At 43.0% G+C, this 21,051-nt stretch carries 16 protein-coding genes; 10 read left to right on the top strand and 6 right to left on the bottom strand.

Features of this window, described 5'->3' with window-relative positions:
* Positions 1–13 precede the first annotated feature (13 nt).
* The 3 genes from K1Y79_RS21900 to K1Y79_RS21890 all read left to right on the top strand — a co-directional run bounded on the left by K1Y79_RS21900 (position 14) and on the right by K1Y79_RS21890 (position 4,044).
* Positions 14–379 carry a winged helix-turn-helix domain-containing protein gene (locus K1Y79_RS21900; protein WP_220252331.1) on the top strand — a complete coding sequence of 122 codons (366 nt, stop codon included), beginning with the start codon at positions 14–16 and terminating at the stop codon, positions 377–379.
* 84 nt (positions 380–463) lie between these two features.
* A complete protein-coding gene (locus K1Y79_RS21895) occupies positions 464–3,016 on the top strand; it encodes a TonB-dependent receptor (RefSeq protein WP_220252330.1) in 2,553 nt (850 codons plus the stop codon).
* A 128-nt stretch (positions 3,017–3,144) separates the two neighbouring features.
* Positions 3,145–4,044 (top strand): helix-turn-helix domain-containing protein, encoded by a 900-nt coding sequence (locus tag K1Y79_RS21890; RefSeq protein WP_220252329.1) that lies wholly within the window; start codon positions 3,145–3,147, stop codon positions 4,042–4,044.
* On the opposite strand, the gene K1Y79_RS21885 is transcribed toward K1Y79_RS21890, so the two are convergent.
* Positions 4,041–4,274 carry a DUF6965 family protein gene (locus tag K1Y79_RS21885; RefSeq protein ID WP_220252328.1) on the bottom strand — a complete coding sequence of 78 codons (234 nt, stop codon included), beginning with the start codon at positions 4,272–4,274 and terminating at the stop codon, positions 4,041–4,043. The genes K1Y79_RS21890 and K1Y79_RS21885 overlap by 4 nt on opposite strands.
* Before the next feature lie 77 nt (positions 4,275–4,351).
* On the opposite strand from K1Y79_RS21885, the gene K1Y79_RS21880 reads away from it, so the two are divergent.
* Complete coding sequence (locus tag K1Y79_RS21880; RefSeq protein ID WP_220252327.1) at positions 4,352–4,777, top strand: hypothetical protein; 426 nt, start codon at positions 4,352–4,354, stop codon at positions 4,775–4,777.
* Between the two features lie 24 nt (positions 4,778–4,801).
* Positions 4,802–9,874 carry a DUF4132 domain-containing protein gene (locus tag K1Y79_RS21875; protein WP_220252326.1) on the top strand — a complete coding sequence of 1,691 codons (5,073 nt, stop codon included), beginning with the start codon at positions 4,802–4,804 and terminating at the stop codon, positions 9,872–9,874.
* On the opposite strand, the gene K1Y79_RS21870 is transcribed toward K1Y79_RS21875, so the two are convergent.
* Both K1Y79_RS21870 and K1Y79_RS21865 read right to left on the bottom strand, forming a co-directional pair.
* Positions 9,866–10,075, bottom strand: a complete 210-nt coding sequence (locus K1Y79_RS21870) for a YwbE family protein (protein ID WP_220252325.1) — start codon at positions 10,073–10,075, stop codon at positions 9,866–9,868. The genes K1Y79_RS21875 and K1Y79_RS21870 overlap by 9 nt on opposite strands.
* A gap of 40 nt (positions 10,076–10,115) precedes the next feature.
* The gene (locus tag K1Y79_RS21865; RefSeq protein ID WP_220252324.1) at positions 10,116–12,350 is read right to left on the bottom strand and encodes an ATP-binding protein; all 2,235 of its coding nucleotides are present in this window, start codon (positions 12,348–12,350) and stop codon (positions 10,116–10,118) included.
* A gap of 242 nt (positions 12,351–12,592) precedes the next feature.
* Between K1Y79_RS21865 and K1Y79_RS21860 the strand changes: the two genes are divergently transcribed.
* A complete protein-coding gene (locus K1Y79_RS21860) occupies positions 12,593–13,438 on the top strand; it encodes a LamG domain-containing protein (RefSeq protein WP_220252323.1) in 846 nt (281 codons plus the stop codon).
* 124 nt (positions 13,439–13,562) lie between these two features.
* On the opposite strand, the gene K1Y79_RS21855 is transcribed toward K1Y79_RS21860, so the two are convergent.
* A complete protein-coding gene (locus tag K1Y79_RS21855; protein ID WP_220252322.1) occupies positions 13,563–14,102 on the bottom strand; it encodes a hypothetical protein in 540 nt (179 codons plus the stop codon).
* A gap of 486 nt (positions 14,103–14,588) precedes the next feature.
* On the opposite strand from K1Y79_RS21855, the gene K1Y79_RS21850 reads away from it, so the two are divergent.
* Positions 14,589–15,050, top strand: coding sequence for a hypothetical protein (locus tag K1Y79_RS21850; RefSeq protein ID WP_220252321.1), 462 nt, complete (start codon positions 14,589–14,591; stop codon positions 15,048–15,050).
* A gap of 458 nt (positions 15,051–15,508) precedes the next feature.
* Positions 15,509–15,901, top strand: a complete 393-nt coding sequence (locus K1Y79_RS21845; protein ID WP_220252320.1) for a hypothetical protein — start codon at positions 15,509–15,511, stop codon at positions 15,899–15,901.
* Between the two features lie 665 nt (positions 15,902–16,566).
* Here K1Y79_RS21845 and K1Y79_RS21840 read toward each other — a convergent pair.
* On the bottom strand, positions 16,567–17,520 hold the full coding sequence (locus K1Y79_RS21840; protein WP_220252319.1) for a helix-turn-helix transcriptional regulator: 954 nt from the start codon (positions 17,518–17,520) through the stop codon (positions 16,567–16,569).
* A 91-nt stretch (positions 17,521–17,611) separates the two neighbouring features.
* On the opposite strand from K1Y79_RS21840, the gene K1Y79_RS21835 reads away from it, so the two are divergent.
* Entirely contained in the window at positions 17,612–18,784 is a 1,173-nt protein-coding gene (locus tag K1Y79_RS21835) for an FAD-dependent monooxygenase (RefSeq protein WP_220252318.1), read from the top strand.
* Between the two features lie 3 nt (positions 18,785–18,787).
* Positions 18,788–19,177, top strand: coding sequence for a hypothetical protein (locus K1Y79_RS21830; protein WP_220252317.1), 390 nt, complete (start codon positions 18,788–18,790; stop codon positions 19,175–19,177).
* Between the two features lie 296 nt (positions 19,178–19,473).
* On the opposite strand, the gene K1Y79_RS21825 is transcribed toward K1Y79_RS21830, so the two are convergent.
* On the bottom strand, positions 19,474–20,400 hold the full coding sequence (locus tag K1Y79_RS21825; protein ID WP_220252316.1) for a hypothetical protein: 927 nt from the start codon (positions 20,398–20,400) through the stop codon (positions 19,474–19,476).
* Positions 20,401–21,051: the final 651 nt, after the last annotated feature.

Raw genomic sequence — 21,051 nt, 5'->3', positions numbered from 1 at the left:
CCGCATCTGAAACATGGAAAAGGCAATTAAAGATATTCTCGTCAATGGAGTGATAAAGGTAAATGGTAGTCTCTGGTTAGAAAGCAATGGTAAACGCTTCTTTGGCCCAGGGCCAGTAGAGTTGCTCGAATTTATACAGGAAACAGGCTCTATTAACCAGGCGGCCAAAAAGATGAAGATGTCTTATAAAAAAGCCTGGGAACTCATTAATAACCTCAATGGCATGTCTGCCGCCCCATTGGTAGTAACTAGTACCGGAGGTGATAATGGCGGTGGCTCTACTATCTCAGAAGAAGCCCGTCAGTTAATTGCCTACCATCGTGAACTCAGAGTCAGGTTTAAAAAGTTTCTCGAAGACGAGACACAACGCATACAGTAACAACCCATAAACCGCACATCAGCAAGATGTGCTTTTTTACCTAATCGTTATGTACAGAGTTATATAACGAAACAGATAACTAATATGATCAAACATCTATTCATTGTTATTAGCTTCGCTGGCAGTACAGGCGCTTATGCACAGGATACTACCCGATTGAAACAGGATACCGTCATAAAAATACTTTCTGAAGTAACTGTTTCGGCATCCCGGACAAGAGAAAGCCTGCTTCGTTCTCCTGTCAGTATCCAGAAAGTAGGAGAGCAGTATTTCAGGAACGCAGCTGCCCCTTCCTTTTACGATGCACTTGAACATCTGCAAGGTGTACAGCTTCTTACGCCCAGTCTCGGCTTCAAAGTGCTCAATGCTCGTGGTTTCGCCAATACTACCAATGTACGCTTCGCTCAATTGGTAGACGGTATGGACGTACAGTCTCCCCATATCGGCGGACCTATCGCCAACGCCCTTGGCCCTTCAGATCTCGACGTCACGAACGTAGAAATCCTGCCCGGAATCGCCTCCGCATTATATGGTATGAACACGGTTAACGGACTGGCAAATATCTTAACGAAGAACCCCTTTACATCGGAAGGAATTAGTATCCAACAGAAAACAGCGCTAATACATCTGGATAACCGGGAAAGCGATGCAAAGGTATATACAGAAACAAGCGTACGCTTGGCCAAGGTAGTCAGTCCCAAACTGGCCTTTAAATTAAACGGGACTTTTAATCATGGTTACGACTGGATTGCTAATGACCGCCGCGAACTGAACGGTCAGGCGAATGCAAGTACGGGGCTACTTGGTAGTGACAATCCTGCACGGGATCCATTAAGCAGCTACGGAAATGAATCTTCCAACAGACGCACGATTGCACTGGGAGGTCGGAACTACGTTGTAGCCCGCACCGGTTATGATGAAAAAGACGTTGTTGACTACGGACTACGTAATATAAAAGCCGATGCCGGTATCTACTACCAGTTTAAACCAGGCATGACGCTGACTTATTTATATCACATGGCACTGCTCGACAATGTATATCAACGGGCAAACCGGTTCAGACTGGCCGACTACCTGGTACAGCAACATGGTATACAAATCCAGTCTAACAGCGTTCAGCTTAAAGTTTACCTGAACAGAGAGAATACGGGTAATTCCTATAACCTCCGCTCAATGGCCGAGAATATTGACCGTAGCTACAAGCCGGATAACGTATGGTACGCAGACTATTCCGCTGCCTTCAATACTGCTCTCAGTAGCGGTACCACTCTTCCTGATGCGCATCGTGCCGCACGGGTAGCTGCCGATGCAGGACGGCCACTACCTGGAACAGCAGCATTTATTGATAGTCGAAACAGACTCGCACAGATCAATAACTGGGATATGGGCGCTGCCCTGAAAGTAAGAGCAAATTTTATCCATGCTGAAGGACAGTTGGACATTACGCAGCACCTGTTAAGTGAGCTGAAAGACAAAGCCGGTTTACAGATACTGGTCGGCGGCGATCATCGTACCTATATCATTGAACCCGACGGAAATTACTTCATTAACCCCAAGCCAGGTAAAGAATATACCAATATCCATTACTCCAAAACCGGTGGTTTTATATCAGTCACCAAAACACTTCTCAACGGAGAACTGAAACTGGGTGCAATCATGCGGGGTGATAAAAATGATTACTTCGATCTGATGATTACACCCCGTTTTACAGCGGTCTATTCACCGGTAAACACACAACACTTCCGCGCGTCTTATCAACGTGGCTACCGCTATCCCAGCATCTTTGAAGCCTATTCCAATGTGAATAGTGGTGGTGTGAAACGTGTCGGTGGACTACCAGCTATGTCTTCCGGGATCTTTGAAAATGCCTGGCTGGCATCCTCCATTACTTCGTTCCAGCAATCTGTGTTAAACGATGTAAACAGTGGCCTGACACAGCAGGAAGCAATTGAAAAGAATACGGGACTACTCAAAAAGAATCCCTATACTTATATCAAAGCCGAACATGTAAAATCTGTAGAAATAGGGTATAAAGGTCTCTTCGACGATGGCCGGTTCTTCATCGATGCAGAAGCTTACCTCAACAGATACAGCAATTTCATTGCCCAGGCAAATATGAATGTGCCGAATACTACCATCACAGACTCCATCCCTTATGCGTTATATACCAGAAACAAGCAGAGCCCTTACCGTATGTGGACCAATTCACAGACGGAAGTGAACAACTACGGAGGAAGCCTGGGCCTGACCTATTCCGAACGCGGTTACATGGCAAATGCTAATGTAACTTATGCTAAGCTCCGGATGTCGGATAAAGAAGATGGCCTGGAAGACGGTTTCAATACACCTTCCTGGACAATAAACCTATCTGTAGCGAAGGAGCGCATCTTCAAACATGCAGGTGCAGGTCTTTCCTGGAAATGGCAAAGCAGTTATTACTGGCAGTCTTTCCTGGTAAATGGAGATGTAGATGCCTATGCTACGCTCGACGCACAGGTTACTTACCTGTTTGATAAGATCAGCTGTAAGGCAAAACTAGGTGCTTCCAATCTGCTGAATAAGTACTATTACTCTTTCCTGGGAGGTCCTTCGATTGGCGGCATGTACTACCTCACCCTGACCTATGGCCTGCGGTAGCGGCACTATTCTATTAAATAGTACCCATAATTCAGCCTCCAAAGACATGCAAACCATTCCAAATCATTTGAGTAAGACTATTTTGCTGTAGATTTATAGTAGAATATTCTTATCTCAAATTTGATAATATGGAAGCCAACGTAAATAGTAGCCAGGGATTAGTTGGATGTGACAGAATGACCCTTGAGAACGGCAACTTTAAAGTGCAGTCAGTCAGTAATCAGTTTAAAGCTGCCACTCCATATATCCGGAGGGATTTCTATAAAATAACATTGTTCAGCGGAAAGGTCAGGCTACATTATGCTGATACCGGCGTATTGATAGACAGACCAGCCCTCATCTTTTCCAATCCACTGGTACCCTATAGCTGGGAACCTATCTCAGACCACTGGACGGGTTATTATTGCCAGTTTACAGAAGCATTCATGAATATCCATGAGCGTAGCCAGTTATCCTTTCAGGACTCTCCTTTATTTAAAATAGGTACTGTACCCGTATGCTTCCTCAACGATACACAATATGCAACTGTAGAGACACTGTTTAAGAAAATGATTGAGGAAGAAGCGTCTGCATATATACACAGGTTTGACGTAATCAAGAATTATGTGAACCTGGTGATCCATGAAGCATTGCGTATCCAGCCGGTTGCACCTGTTAGCCGTCAGACGAGTGCTGCCGTGCGTATCACCATGTCTTTTCTGGAATTACTTGAAAGACAATTCCCTATCACAGCGCCTTCCCGGACCCTGGAGCTGAAAACTGCGGGGGATTACGCAAAAAGCCTGGCTGTTCATGTTAATCACCTGAACCACGCGGTCAGGGATGTAACCGGAAAGGCCACTACTGTACATATCAGGGAACGAATTATTGCTGAAGCTAAACTATTACTCCGTAATACAGACTGGAGTATTGCAGATATTGCCTATGCTTTGGGGTTCGACTATCCGGCGTATTTCAATAACTTCTTTAAAAAGCAGACAGGTATGACACCCCGTTCTGCAAAGCTGCTCGCAGCAGGGAGCATTTAGCTAACTCCCTGAACCGCTGGTGTTAATATCTTCTTCACCTGTGCCAGGCGATCATAAAATGGCTCAAAAATCCCTACACCCTGCCTCAACTTTATTATCTGAAGGTGACTGAATACAAACGCATTCACATCGGTAATGACAACCCCTGGACTTAATACAATTGTTTTAGGTAAATCAGCTGTCCTGAAAAACTCCTCCATCTCCTGGATCTCTTTGTCGGCATATTTCATCCGGCAAAGATAGCCGTAACTCCTGTTTATCTAAATTTTTTTATCTTGGCAGCTCCATTATTAACCTTTTGACCCAGATGGACCTGATAGTAAATATAAAGTTAGCGGGACGTAAACATGCCATCTTAGAGAAGCAACGGATAGAGATTGACGACATCGGCGTGAAGCCTTCTGTCCGGGACCTGATCACCGCAGTTGTGAAACAGCAGGTCATTACTTACAATAGTAAACCTTTAGAGAAGAACATGTTACCCTTCCTTACCACTGAACAGATCGAGGGACAGGCTGTAAGTGGTAAGGTTGGTTTTGGCAGTATCTATAATGAACAGAAAGCAGATCTGGCGAAAGCACAGGAAACAGCCTTACTGGCCTTCCAGGACGGTATGTACGTTGTCTTTGCAGATGACCTGGAACTCAAAGAACTCTCTGACCATTTTGACCTGACTCCGCAAACAGTGATCACATTTATACGATTGACATTCCTGGCAGGAAGTCTCTGGTAATTGAAAAACCCTTAATTAGTCTAAATGAATGTAAAAGAATTTCTCGACTCGAGAATCATCCCTGATTTCGAGAATCAGCTCGTTTCAACCCTGCAATCCGTTTATAACGGTAGTTCCAGCCACCCATTACTCACCAGAAATACAGCAGAATTTACCCTTGTACTACTGGGCAGGCTCGAAGGTTACGAGGTTTCCAGTAACTCCCTATGGTACGATATCAGCTATGGAAGCAAGGCCTGTAAAAGGCTGATAGAACTGTTACCGGAAAAAGAGTGGCAGGATCCTGAGGCATATAACCTGCTGCGCTACCTCTTTGGGGAAGAAAAGGCGGTGTATATCAGGCATGCCTGGGCCAAATTTCCCAATCTGATGTATCAGACCGGTAGCTATCGCCGCTCTTACCGGTCACCTGGCAGAAGAGAGCTGTATCTACCTAATCAGCTCAATTTCCTGAAAGGGATTATCTTCCAGACCAATACCCCCCTGTACGATACGCAGTATCGCTATATAGCGCATGATCTTAGTATCAGTGAACAGATTCTCTGGGACCATCAGCATGCCACCGGTTACGGGTACCATATGTGGGCGGCAGCTATTGACCTGGGCAATGAAGAAGTCTTCTCTTTGCTGGAGAATATCATCTACAACAAAGACAATTTTGGCAAGGTTAGCAGCGGCATCATCAAAGCCTTATTACTGAGTAATCGGGAGGATGCATGGACACTGGTAGAAAAGCTACTGCTGGCGGCACAGCGTCAGGAAGGGCTTCGCCAGGTAGTGCTGGAGCAACTTGACGATACCAGCACCGGCGCACTTATACATATGCTTCGGGTGATCATCGATCATAAGCTGATGCGATTCTCCTCAGTCGTGCGTGCATTGGATGTATGGGCTGGTGTAAACTGGGAGTCCGAAAAGGAATCTGCTGTAAAAGGCTTTCTCGAGAAGGCCCACCTTTACATGTCTGACCTTTCCCTTGTTCCCGCTGCCATTAAGAGCGATAACAATGCTGATGTACTGATGGCCCTTTGGGCACAGGGTGTCTATGACGTCGAACTGACCGCGCCTTACCTGGCAGCGCTGACCCAAAGCAAGTCTGTAGAGAAACGCTGGCTGGCACAATACTTCGTGGCGGATACCGGCCATTCCCTGTTAAATATGCCCATCCTGATAAGCGGTGTTCAGGACGAAAGCCTCGCTGTCAATGGTCTTGCTGTCAGAACCATTACCCAGCACGTGATACACGATGCAAAATACTTCAGAACCTATTACCCGGAGCTGTTCGGCCAGTTACATGCCCTGTTGCAGCGTTCTTCAGTCAAAGAGAAAACCTTCGACAATAAGCCGTTTGCCTGGATGAACGGGGTTTACAGGCGTAGTGAGGTACTGGATGCTATGATACCCCTATCAAAAGATGATGAGGATAAGCTGAACATCATGCTGTCATATTTTGATGATATGGATCTGAATGTAAAGACCAGCATGACCAGAATGATATTGCCTGACTATGCGGGATACAGCTGGGAGGAAAAGAAAGAAATTACACCACTGAACGCTTTTCAGCGTGCATACTGTATGCGTATCATAAAAGAACGAGGTGAGTTTCTGCAGACTACCGCCCTGCGTGCTTTGACCAACATCGCACTATCCGCAGAAGAAGCCGCTGTGCTAAAAGAGCTCTTAAAACGTAAAAGCAGCAGCCTCCGTAGTCAGATTATTGGTGTTTTGCTGAAGCAACCGGACGATATATTGACTACACAGTTGCAGGAACTGCTTATCGGTGATGGCGAACAACGCCTTGCAGGTCTGGATATTTCCATACAGCTGCAACGCCAGCAACGCCTGTCTAAAGAGATAGCCCCTTTACTGGATACTTTCCGGGAGCGTAAGACCATCACACCTAAAGAGTCAATCCTGCTGGATCAGCTTTCCGGGGATGATCAGGGGGTAGTATATGACAGCAGCAACGGATACGGACTCTATGACCCGTCGTTCATTGCGCCGGTTGTAGCTCCGAAGATAGATCCTAACGACTTATACAATCAAAGCCGGTCAGACAATGAGTACGGCTTTACATTGCCGGAAGCCGGCCTCAAAAAGGCCCTGCTGGATCTTTATAACCTGATACAGCAACACCGTGATCATGAATATGAGGTAGACAATTACGGTAATTCACGTGAGAAGGTCTTGCTCGGTAATATGTTCAGAAGTTCCTATAGCGTATATGATAGCGACATGTCTGCTGAGGAAATTTATGCCACCTATCCTTTACATGAAGTGTGGAAAGCATGGTTTGATCAATCGGGACTAACTGCGCGGGATCTGTTTATACTGAACGAACTGACAGTACAATCAGATTATGAGACTTTCGAGGATATCAATCTTATCGCCAAACCGCATATTCCGGAGTTGTCCGACTATCTCCCTGCAAATATGCCGGAAGCATATAAATACAAGTGGACGAATCCTTTGTTAGGGATTACAGAAGCGCTGGCGGAGATCTATCCATTTGCAGATAAAGAAGAATTTCTTATAGGAGCAACAACAAACCTCTTTGCCCTTCTACCGCCGGAAGTATTGTCCTATCGTAAAAAAGAGGAGTACCGGTATTATGAAGCCGGCGATGGCTGGCAGCAGGATACGATGCTGAACTGGTATATCAATAAGCTGTCGGTAGCTGAACTATCAGATGCACAGGTAGAACGTTGCTGGCAGTTGTACCACTGGCGGCAATACAGCGGTTTGCCGGATAACATAAAATACAATTATCCTCCGCTGGAGATTTTCTGTAAAGCATACCAACAGGGGCTGATTACCGAGAATGAGATAATGCGGGCGATCATGCAGCGTGACAATATACGTGACTTATCCCGTAAGAAAAGTACGCATAAATATCCCGCATATGCCAGCAATAGAAGGCACAACAGGAATAACTATACTTACCTGGAGCGTTACCCGTTTCTGGAACCTATGTTTGTGCGGGTAAGAGAACACCTGCTTGACATCGAACTGAAACGCGGTGATACGGCTACACCGGTAACAGAGTATGTAACTGAGATACGGTACCTGGAAGGTATCAACCGCTTTGCGGATATACTGGCCGGGCTGGGTAAGACAACTTTAAATAAAGGCTACGTTTATTACTCGAAGGGCGAAAACAAACAACAATTATTCAGCACATTGCTGAAAAACTGCTTCCCGGCTGGGACAGATACGGATGAACAATTTGCGGAGGCCATGCGCCGCATTAAAGCAACAGAGACGCGCCTGCTGGAGGCAGCAGTGTATGCACCACAATGGCAGAAATTCGTAAGCCGCTTTCTGGACTGGAAAGGGCTGGATGCAGCTATCTGGTGGATGCATGCGCATACCAAAACTTCTGGTTATGCTGAACAGACCGCCGAGGCTGAAAGCGAGATTGCCCGTTATTCTGCCGTAGACGTACAGGACTTTAAAGACGGCGCTGTAGATAAAGACTGGTTTGTGAAAGCCTATAAAGAGATAGGGCAGGAGCGCTGGCAGCAGGTATATGACGCTGCCAGGTATATCAGTGACGGTAACGGGCATCGGAGGGCAAGATTGTATGCGGATGTGATGACAGGTAACCTTAAGATCAAGGAAGTAACTGAAAAAGTAAAAGACAAGCGTGATCAGGATTATCTACGGGTATACGGACTGGTACCGCTGAGCAAATCAGGTGCAGAGAAGGACATTCTGTCCCGCTATGAATATATTCAGCAGTTTAAGAAGGAAAGCAAACAATTTGGCGCTCAGAAGCAAAGCAGTGAAGGTATTGCTATTCGCATTGCGATGGAAAACCTGGCAAGAAATGCCGGTTATGCTGATCCGTTAAGATTGACCTGGGCGATGGAAACCAAGCAGGTGCAGGATATACTTTCCAAAGAAACCCAGGTACAGTATGATGATGTGCTGATTGGTCTGGTTATCGGAGAAGATGGTGAAGCTGATGTTGTTGCTTTCAAGGGTGATAAAAAGCTGGCCAGTATCCCTGCCAAGTATAAAAAAGATGTGAAGATCCTGGAGTTGCTTGAATTTAAGAAGGTCCTGAAGCAACAATTCCGCCGGTCGCGTCAGGCATTAGAAGAGGCAATGGTTAAGGGGGATGTCTTTGAGGTGGCTGAACTGGCTAATCTTTTCCAGCATCCGGTGATAGCCAGACATTTAGAAAAGCTGGTCTTTGTAACTAATAATGGTCATGGTTTCTGGAAAGATGGTACGCTGGTGCCTGCCAAAGGCGAAGCTTTCCAGTTAACTGCAAGGGATCAGATCAGGATTGCGCACTGTGTGGATCTGCATACATCTGGCAGTTGGGCTGACTATCAGCATTACTGTTTTGACAAGCAACTGGCGCAGCCATTTAAACAGATCTTCCGTGAACTGTATCTGCCAACGGCCGAGGAGCTACAGGAGAAGTCTATTTCCCGCCGTTATGCCGGTCACCAGGTACAACCATCCAAAACTGTTGCATTGCTGAAATCCAGGGGCTGGAAAGTGGATTATGAGGAAGGGCTGCAGAAGGTATTCCATCAGCTGGGCTTTATGGTGAAAATGTATGCGCAGGCTAACTGGTTCTCTCCGGCTGAAGTGGAAAGTCCGGTACTGGAGGAAGTGATCTTCCATCGTCTTAAGACCGGCGGTAATGTAGCATTTGAAGATATTGACCCACGGATCTTCAGTGAGGTGATGCGGGATATAGACCTGGTAGTAAGTGTGGCGCATGCCGGCGGCGTAGATCCGGAGGCAAGTCACTCAACTATCGAAATGAGAACGGTATTACTGAAAGAAACGCTCAGACTATTCAAGCTGGATAATGTGATGGTTGCTGGCACGCATGCTAAAATTGCAGGGCACTACGGAGAATACAGCGTACACCTGGGAAGTGCTATTGTACACCAGATGCCAGGAAGGTATCTGTCTATCCTGCCGGTACATGCGCAACAGCGTGGACGGTTATTCCTTCCATTTGCAGACGATGATCCGAAATCAGCAGAGTTGATGTCGAAAGTATTATTGCTGGCAAGGGATAAGGACATTCAGGATCCAACTATCCTCGGTCAACTTGAATATTCAAAGTAGGTCCTCGTCCTCAGCAAAGGCTGCTACGCGGCCTATCTGACCATCTTCGAGTCTGACTTTTATACCCCGGGAATGGTAGGCGGCAGAGGTGAGAATATTTTTAACGATACCATATGTCAGTTTACCGCTGCGTTGATCTTTTTTAAGAATAATGCCAACTGCCAGTCCCGGGTATATATCTTTTCTGTATTGACCTTCCATGATTAAAAATTAAGGACGCAAAGGTAGTACTTTTTGAAGATCATACGGGGAAGGATACGCTGAACACAGCGCCGCGGCCTTCTTGTCCATCAGCAGAGATACTACCATTGTGGTTATCCATAATCTTTTTGCAGATGGCCAGTCCTATACCGATATTGGATTGGTTACCCTTATAATTCAGGCTCTGGAAGATCTTGAAAATGATATCCGCATATTTATTATGAAATCCTATTCCATTGTCTGCGAAGGAAATAACGTGATAGTACCTGGTTTTCTCGTAAGTGACATTCAATTTGAGCGGAACATCGTCCTTTGAAAACTTCAACGAATTAGATATCAGATTAGAGAACAGTTGTTCTGTCTGATAAGGTAATACGCTGATGTGTGGCAAGGCATCCGTAGTGATTACCGCTTCTTTCGCATTGATTTCTTTACGGTATTTTCCCAGCACCTGACTGAGGGTATTGTTAAGATTTATCGTCTCAAAACCTTCATTTGTTTTGCTCATGGTAGCAAAGGAAAGCATACTATCCAACAGCAGCTGTATCTTGGATGCAGCTGTCTGTATCTTGATCAGTGATTCCTTGTATACGTCAATGGAGACTTCTGAATAGAAGGTTCTGGAGGCAAAGAGTTGTATTTTACGCAGGGGTTCTTTCAGGTCATGTGCGCTGATCCAGTTAAAGTTTTCCAGTTCTGCGTTGGCAGATTCCAGTTTAGCGGCCAGTTGTTTGTACCGTGTTTCTTCACGACGTATATCGGCCAGGTGAGCCTGTTTCTGAAAGTTATTGGCTAAGCGGGCAGCAACGGCCTGTTCCGGGGCAGCCCATTCCAGGCTAAAGAATTTTACGACTTCTTTCCACAATTCAAAGGACTTTCGTGGAGAGAGTCTGGCCCCGTCTGCGTCCATCACTATCGCCTTACTAGGGTTCCCGGCCCAGTTGATTGACTTCTCCATTTCAGGCCTGAACCAGATGACGCAGTTCCTGCCTTCTGAGTCCAGGGCATGATAGATCAGACCTGCCACGGTATCACTTAGTTCATCAGCCGGAGGATAAACCTCTATCAGATGATCAGTAGTATATTGCCCGCCGCTGGCATGTTTCCTAAGCCACTTTAGTAAGGGCAGCAGGTGATTGTCGCCCGGGACGTTTCCATTCCTATAAATTACATCATTATAGATAATGACAAAGCCGGACGCCTTGATACAGTCTCTTAGCAACGGATTATTGAAATGGTCTTCAATAAAATTGTCGCTGGTAGTCATGAGTTCCAGCAGTGGCTGTATCTGCTGTTCTATCTCCTGTGCGTATTTGTATTCATCTGCCGCCTGCCGCACTTTAATCTGGGACATGAAAAAATACCCTTGCAGGAGTGTGGACAGTCTGGTGTAATGAGGTATGTTCTTAGCCGAATAGTGATGGCAGGATATCATTCCCCATAGCCTGTTATCCTGTATCAAAGAGATGGTCAATGTTGCCTTCACGCCCATATTCTTTAAGTATTCGATATGGATGGGCGATACGCTTCTGAGTATAGACTGGCTGAGATCAAGTTGTTTTTCTTCCCGTTCATCAGCAATCGTATACAAAGGGACTGGCTTATAATCTACATCGACAATCATCCGCAGCATATTGGTCAGGTATAATGCTCTGGCCTGGGCGGGGATGTCGGTATGAGGATAATTATGTCCTAAAAGCGGCAGCAGATCCTCACGTTTTGCCTCAGCAATCACCTCTCCGTTATAGTTTTTATCGAAGCGATAAATCATTACACGGTCATAACCGGTGATGGCCCTGGTCTCCTGTGCGATGGAATGGCAAAGCTGCCTAAGATCCTGCGCAACGTTGAGATAGGAAACAAATTGCTGGGTTTGCCTATATAGATTGGGGAGGTCCAGACTACCGTCAGGGAATGGTTCAAATTCCAGGATAACGGTACTGTTACTGATATGCGGTTTGGTATTGTAATTTACATTGTTGACAGCAAAGGAAAAAGGCTGACTCTGGTCAAATTGTGCCGCAGCCAGGAAGTTACGTAGCATATTTTCTTCTTCCGCGCTACAGATCGTTTGTAAAGGTTTTCCCAGCAATTGGGTATGAGTAAAACCGGTGAACTGCAATACGTTCTCGCTACAATATCTGATCAGTAGTGAATCGGCAGAAAGGCCTATTAAAAAACCATGTTCCTGGATGCATCCCGGGATGTGAATCGGTTCACTTTCACAGTTCAATAAGTTGACGTTATCCTTATTGACAATACTTCTGATATTCATTTACACAATGAGATTGTTCAGGAAAATGTTTATTTTCCGGTCATTGAGACCGTTACTAATGAATGATGAAATACCGTGTTGTCCACTTGATTGGTACTAAACGGTGTATAGGTTATATTAGATCATCCATTCAACACATAAATGTAACTAATATCTCTCTTATTGTTAACTTATTCTTACCAGCCACAGGCATTCTGCGAATAGGACTCCTCATGATTTTGCTAATTTTTAAAACCCACATTATGAAAACACTAACCGGACTGATGCTTGTACTATGTTACCCCTTTGTGTTTGGCTGCCAGAAGCAGTCAGCCACAGAGCAGGCGCCCCGGATCTCCCTAGATGGCCAGCAGCAGGCAGCAGTAGCCGCTGCGACCTGGGAGACAGTTATAGACAATTCCACTTTTGCCAGCTATTCTGCTTTTGAAGCAGCCTGGAACTATCTTTATCCGTGGGGATCAGACCATAATGGCACAGCCCGTATGTATGGCAGCCCTACAGATCATAATCACATTTACCTGAACAACGGCGTCCTGACCATCAAGGCTACCCGGATCAACTGGAACGAAGGAAACAGCAGTTCAGACCCGTTTTTACCCATCCGGTATCATTCAGGCGCTGTCAATACCAAACAGCATGTGCTTGTTAATGATCAGTTCCCGAACTGGGAAGTCAAATGCGACTTCCAGGTCCCGACCGTAACAGGATCATGGCCGGCATTCTGGCTGACAGGTGTCAACAGCTGGCCTCCGGAAAGTGACATCATGGAGTTCAAAGGTAATGCCACAAACTGGCAGAACACCTTCAGAACACCTTCAGATGTTTCCACGATACTGACAACAGTGTCTTCTCCGGGCAACTGGCATACGTATCGTGCCTGGATCACCAAAGTGAGCGCCACCCACGTTGATATCCACTATTACATCGATGGGGTATGGAAAGGTGTACACAATGCCAACTTTGTAGGTAAACCGTTCTATGTTATCATCAATATGCAGATGGAAGGCTCCGGCGGAAGTCCTGGTCCGACGGCAGATACCTATCTGAACGCGCGGAATATCTATATTGGAAGAACGAGGGCGTTTTAGCAGAAGGCCTGTGGTCGGGTAAGGATTGGGGGAAAATGAGGGGAATGCATCGGTCTGTCGCTATTACAGAATAGCGATACAATAACTAATTTTTGTGTCATGATAAGTTGACCGGTACGATATTTTAGACCAATAACAGCTCTCTGACCGTTTCTTTTCCAGGCAAATCCACAGCCATTATTACAATCTTTCCTCCCACAGGCCGGGCGGCAGTCTCGTAATACCAGTCTACCCCGTTTCTTGCCAGAACAGCCTTACCGCGTTCAATGATCACACCTGCTGCATCAATTACCTGCACTTTTACTTCTGCCACCCGAAATTCATCTTTGGCAGTTACTACTACCGCCTGATCTTCTAATATAATGTTCTGAATTTCAGGGGAATTATAGGCATCTTTTATTGCCATGTTATAAGCATTCTGGCCTGGTCCTGCCAGCGAGGAATAGTACGCTTTCAACTCCGGATCGTTGAGCAGTTTTCTAGCGTATGCTGCTGCGATGGTCATCTTCTGCCTGGCTTCCAATTGCTTTGCAGTGGGCTTTCTACTCGATGGACCACGCTTTTTCGCCATGATGACCTGCCCGTTCCTTTCATAAATAGTAATGTGTTTTCCGATAGAGCCCCGTACAAGCTGCAGGAGGATATTGTCTTTGACGATAGCCATAATAGTTGATTTTGAGGTTTGTTGTCCTAAAGATAGTGCATGATACTGCTATGGCTTTTACACTTTAACTTCATTAAGAGTACACTTCAAGAACACTTCAATATCCCCGGGATATATTAGTGTACTTGAAATACCGATCAGGTGTCAGCTTTGTACCGAATATTAACCATTGTCTAACAGCAAATTGTGGGTACCGCCGATCGTCAGTTGCGTTTCATAGAGGGAATTGATTTCAAGAGGTTGGTGATAGGGGTGTGATGGATGGGGGACATAATTAAGGGAAGAATGTGTTTGTCACTTTAAATAAATTTATAATTTAGCGTATTTTGAAGGAGGGAAAGAATAGTAGGAGTCATTTAGTATGTAAATTCTGAAGGTGAGAACCATCCATTTATAGGCCGGAAGGTTTCCCAAGGAAATTACGAACTATTGTGTATTTGCGAATGATCAAAAAAAATTTTAAGACTAATAAACCGAGCCTGTAAGATGAGCAAACGTAGATTTTACATCTTGCTAATGCTATTGGTCACTGGTACCGGATGTAATAGATTGCATCGTGACATAATAGCAAGGATTAAAGCCTGTGAAGAAGCGGAACCCTGTGTAGTAGATCTTAAGTCTATTACCAATTTTGACTGGGATACTGTGTATATATGGTCAGGCATCCCTAATCTTGAGGATATCACTCAGGCAATCGGCATGCCTTATGAATTTTATGAGGAATTTACTCATCCGATTATTTTTATCAAAGACCACAAAATTGCCTTTTACGAAAATTGGGAAGGCTCCGTAGAAGGAATTGTAAACAATCAGATTTTTGTGCAGTCTGGGGCAGGAAACAGTATTTCAGGGACTTTTACACCACAGTCTGCTATTTTTGATGGCTGGAGTATAGGCCCGAAAGGGTCGAAATATTATATTTTAAGAATGAGAAACGATGATAAGTAGTAGCCTTGAGGATTGGAAAACTGGATCACTTTTAAAAGTAAAAAGAGATGAGTTACAGTAGGCGCATATTTCTTGGTGTATTGCTATTTGTTAAGGCCTCAATAGCTATACTTTTTTCTGTAAGTTTACTTGTTAATCTGACTCATCTAATTCGCCTCTCAAGTTCAACGTACCCTGAAAATCAGGAACTGGCAAGAAATACCGACATACTGCCACTTATCGGGATGCTTGTAACAATTGGGTTTTTACTTTTATCAGCATTTTTAGATTATATGCAGTTGAAATATAACGCCTCGGCCAGTGTCACGTATATTAACTCCGTTATATTTGCAAGTGTTGCTTATTTGATTTTTATATACAAGGTAAATATGCTAATCAGTGTTCTACTGTTTATCGCCACGTATATTTTTCTATTTTGGATGATCTCGCAGGTGATTTCTACCCATAAAAAGTAATAGATGTCAATCATTGATTTATCCATAAGGATGCACGCCATAGTGCAGGAAGTAAACAGAACAATCAAGGAACATCGACTTTTAGATGTTAAACTATATTCTTATTCAGAGGATGGACTGGTGTTGGGACTGAATGAGAACCTGACCTATAGTCATAAATTTGAAATTAGATTTAAGAATGTCTTCGCGGTAGATTGTGTAATGGCATGGACAATCGAGACGGAGAAAGATTTAATTAGATTAATTGACGTTAGCGAGGAGGCAAAAGTGATAAATATGAAGTATGGTGTCATAAAGGGCAATTTTGTTTTTGAACTACAAGGCGAGGATGATAAACTCTTCTATATAATAGCAGAAGAAATCTCGTTTGCAGAGCATGTTGTAAAGTATTATTAAACATTTACGGATATTTTTTACTCGGCGCGCAACAAACGTAATTAGATTAGAAGCCTCATAATAGCTTCCAAGAAGTTCTAACACAACAGCTAAAATCAGCTTAATTTATGACAGGAGTTTATGGAAGTATATGTAGTAATGCTTTGATGAAAATATTTAGCATAATAGGATTATTATCGATACTATTATCATGCAGGAGCGACGCCAGGAGACAAGTCAGTCAGAAGATTGTGCTTAATGAAGAAAAATGTAACGTACCGTCTGGATGTGCAGAATGTCGAAAATTAAGTTTTGGATGTGATAAGAATGTGTCCCTAATGATAATGGAGGGTAAGCATCAAACTTCGCGGAGCGATGGAGCGCAAGGGTGTTTTGCAGTTGATCTAGTTATGTACGGGTCAGTATTGTCGCTGGATTCTTTTTACTATGCTAATATCCAGAACAAGGACCTTCAATACATTAGCGGATTTATTGAAGGTACGTACGTAAAGAAGGAGAGTTTAATTTTATTATATCTTCGGTTTTTGAACGCAGCGATAAATTCATCGGTTTCAGAAAGTCATACATTTTTTATCGAGTACAATTTAACGAACCATGCTTTTGGTTTTACTAAATTTGATTTAGTAGGCTATTAGCATGCAATATTAAAATGCGACAAAAAGTTTTTAGATTCTATTTTTATCACTCCACTTCTTTGGTTTTAATCCAAAGTGTTTTTCAAATAACCTTCCGAAATAACTCAAATTACTAAATCCTAACTGGTAGCCGACTTCTGAAACTGAGAGATCTTCTTGCTTTAATAGTCTTGCCGCCTTTTGCATACGCAAATGATTATAATATTCGTAAATTCCTTTGCCAAAAACTTGTGTAAATATCCTTCTTAGTTTCAGCTCATTCATGCCACTAAGTTTTACCAGTTCATCTTTTGTAAGTGGTTTTTCCAGATTTGATTCTATTGTATTTCTAACCAAATAAACTGCATCAATTTCAGCATTGCTAAGATGATGGTGTTCTGTTTTTTCTCTTTTTAATAAATTACTGAAAAGCAAATAAATAAGTTCAAGGGCTTTTAACCGATAAAAGGCTTGCGATAAAATGTTTTCTGTTGAAAGATTAGCCAATTCAGCAACCAGATTAGACATTTCAGGTGACATAAATTCTTCTATCCAGAAGGTTTTTTCTACATCAAAAAGATAAGCCAATTTATCTGCATCGTTTCCTACAAAACGTTTCAGGTATTCCAGTTCAACTAAAATGGTGATTTGCTGTACGTGAACATCTTTAGGAAATAGCACTTGGCTTTCTAAATGCGAAGGCATAATGCGAACATGTGGCTGATTGTTCAATGCTCTTTTGCCAATTGCTTTACCAGTTTCTTCCGTAATGAAAATATTTTGAAACGAAATGAGCAATCCTTTTTCTATAACCCCGATTGGTTTTCTTTTATAAGTAAAAGTCTGGGCGGCAATTAAGGAGCGAACCATTAGTAACATTTCGGGCATCAAGTCCACAATGTTCAATCGGTTGAAATGCAAAAGTTTTATTTCTTTTTCGATAGAAGCTAGGGAGAGACCGAGTTTTTCAGCAAGTCTTCTCATTTTACGCTTTTCATCAAACATAATTTTTTTGGACTATTATTGGTTTAAGTTGGGCTATTTTATCTGTTAATACAAGAATAGATTTGCAGCATAAAATTAAAGTTTAGAAACAATGAAAAAAAATATTGTGATTTCAGGAGGAGGCATCGCCGGATTAACTGCAGCAAAACTATTGAGCAAACAAGGTCATAAAGTGACTGTTTTGGAAAGAGCTACATCATTTACTAAATCTGGGTTTCTTATTTCGCTCAAGAGTTTTGGGGTTCGTATTATGGACGAATTAGGATTAACAGGACAATTGCAGCAAGCATCATCCCCATCGGAATTTGTAAATTTCAGGGAATCAAACGATGCAATTATAAAAGGTCTTAGCTATGAGAAAATGAACGAAAATATTGAACGTTCGGTATTGATAACACGAGGCGGACTGCATCACGTTTTATACAATGACTTAAAGGATGAAGTGGATATTCTTTTTTCATCTTCTGTTGAAAAACTAACGTATGATGAAAACAAAGTCAAAATCTTACTCAACAACGGAACCGTGTTGGAAGCCGACCTTCTTATCGTTTCAGAGGGATTACGCTCTACAACAAGACAGAATTATTTTCCTGAAAGTACGCTGGAGAATTTCAATGTGCTTTATATGGGCGGACGATTGAAAGAGCATCATTCTTATGAGGTCGGCAAATTCAATATTTATATTGATGTGAATAAGATGCTGTCTATTTATCCCATTGCTTCCGATGAAATCGCCATTCAGTGCTATATACACGACAAAGGAGATTTAGCATCCATGCAAAACAAAGCCAATGAAATACTCAAAACATCTTTTACTGGATACAATGAAGATGTACAGTATTTGTTAGATCGTTTCTTGAATAATGGTCTTATGTTTATTGATAAAATGGGCATGATAAATTCACCCACTTTAGTAAACCGCAATGTGGTTTTATTGGGAGATGCGGGCTATTGTCCTACAGCACTATCGGGAATGGGGGCATCGTTATCTATTTACGGAGCAAAAGCCTTGGCTCATTTTATTTACGAAAATCCCAATGATTTAAAAACAGCTTGTGCCAACTATGATACGATCATGCAACCTATGATTCAGAAATTTCAGGGAAATGCAAAAAATAATTCGGCATCATTTATCCCCGACAGTGAAGAAAAATTAAACAGATTTGTTCATTCATTCAGAGCTGCCTCTGATGCAGATGTACAAAAAATAATGACTGATCCAATTGTATTAACGGAAGACCAGTTGAATTTTAAAATAAATTAAATAATGAATTACATAAAGATACTTTCCGTCATAGTAGGATTCGGAACGATAGGATCATTGAGTTCTCTTTTTGCCAAGGTACAAGGGTGGTTGTTCGCATCATCTTTGGAAATATTTATCAATCAGGAATTAGCTGTCACCAATATTTCTCAATTTATCATCAAACTTTTTTGTGTCTGGGTTAGCTGTTTTTTAGGGGGAATAGCTACCACAAAGATCGGAGGAAAAGCGAGAGAAAATCTGATAGTTGGTAAATTAATAATGCTGGTTATGGGGTGGCTATGGTTGTCGGTTGTGAACCCTATCTGGTTTTGGGTGTTAATGGTTTTAGGTGTTTTGCCCTGCGTATTTTTAGGATATAAAGTAACTTATGCTGAAATGTCTAAAACATAATAGCTATTCTATTATCATGCAGGAGCGACGCCAGGAGACAAGTCAGTCAGAAGATTGTATTTAATGAAGAAAAATGTAACTTACCATCTGGATGTGCAGCGTGTAGAAAATTAAGTTTTAAGATTGTGTACCCTTGCACCCCGTACACGAACAAAATCACCGGTCGATGTTTTTTTTGATTGCCCTTCCTTCATAAATGTATACTGCTACAGTTTATGATATAGTACTGTAGCAAATACCATACTATGAGTATATAAAAAAGCACCCGGTATTTTATACTGGTGCTTTTTTATGGATCAGAACTCAAAATCTCCACCGTTATTCCATGTAGTATCCAATGACACCTCAAAAGTTACAGGAGGCATTTTAGTATACAACTTACCCGTCAATGTCGTTTTATAGCCCGGTTTAAACGGCAAGGTGCCTATCCACCGGTCTCTCGGCTGACCGGTAAAGGATTCGGGATATTCAACCCATACATACACTTCTGAGTCCGGCGTCATCAGATGAGTGCTAAAATTTGTCCTGCTGTTTCGTTGAAATTCCAATGCGGGCGGATTGGGATAGGCATCGCCATAATCCCTGGAATAGTAAGCAACACTGCGGTAAGCAGAGTTGGTATACACCCGGATACCTGTCTCCGGCGCGTCCAGGATATTCACTTCTATTTTGCCGGTAATGCGCTCCGGATAAAGCGGAAGCGTACCGCCGGTACTCGACGTAGAAACACTGAAATGGTTGTTACCAAAAAACACATCAGGTGTTGGAGCAGTACCTGAAGGCGGTAAAAAGAAACGCATCCGGTAGTAATAGTCGAACAAGGTATCCGTTATTTGTAAAGGACCTGTGCTCGCTATGAGTGTAGGCATGTAATTCCCCACTGGTAAAGAGTCTGAAAAGATACCAAACTCAATCGTGCTGTCATATACAGACTGCACTTCAGATTTAAGATACCCTCCTGAGCTGCCATCATACAATAGATAATAGAGGTAAGAAACTTTACCTGCCAGTCCGGTATCTTTGGCGGCACTACCCGGCGCGCCTTTCCTGGCTGGCATTTGTTCCATTTTCTGCAGAAACTCGCTGGCAGAAAAACGTACGGGGTATTTTTTACCATTGGTAGTGGGATCAGTCGGGGTGACCGGCTTATCAGTGGCACCCTCTCTTTTACAGGCATAGAATGATAGGGACAGTACAACGACTGCCAATAACAGTTTTTTCATTGAGATTAATTTGGGTTTATAAAAATGATTAGTGGTGAAAACTGGATTAACTGACTAATAAAATTGAGACCTTTGTTTTCGAGAGACTTTCAAGGATGGGGTAGAATTATTACGATTACTAACTTAGTAAAAGTTTAACAGAAAATCATCATTGCGGACAAATATGTTTAAAACTAATAAGATCTCGCTTTTTGTCCGGTACGTGCATTGTCCCATTGAGATACTTCTGGGGAGACAGCCAAAATGCTTTTAAAACCCAGATCTATTGTATTTTAATACTCAGTTGCTAATGGTAGTCGCCTAATGTGTATAAGCTTGTTTGGTTTACTTCTGCAATATTCTTTATTACTTCCGCAGGGGTTGTACTCCTTAGTCTTATGGCATCCTATCTGTGCATAAGATATACCCACTTTGTCCGTCAGTTCCGTTTGTGACCGTCCCTTCGCTTTACGCAGGTCAAGGATACGTTTGCATAGATTATTGTTTTGAGACATAGATGTCGCTGAGATGTAATTATTGCTTTTATTGATACTTCTCATATCGTTAATCAAATGTTTAATGAGTTCATATCAACAACATGTACGTTAACAATACGCGTCAACACCGTAGAGTATCGACCGGTATTGTAAACGATTTTATAAACCGGACCAT

The organism is Chitinophaga rhizophila, assembly GCF_019492185.1.
Lineage (GTDB): Bacteria > Bacteroidota > Bacteroidia > Chitinophagales > Chitinophagaceae > Chitinophaga > Chitinophaga rhizophila.
This window is presented reverse-complemented; position numbering and strand designations above follow the sequence as displayed.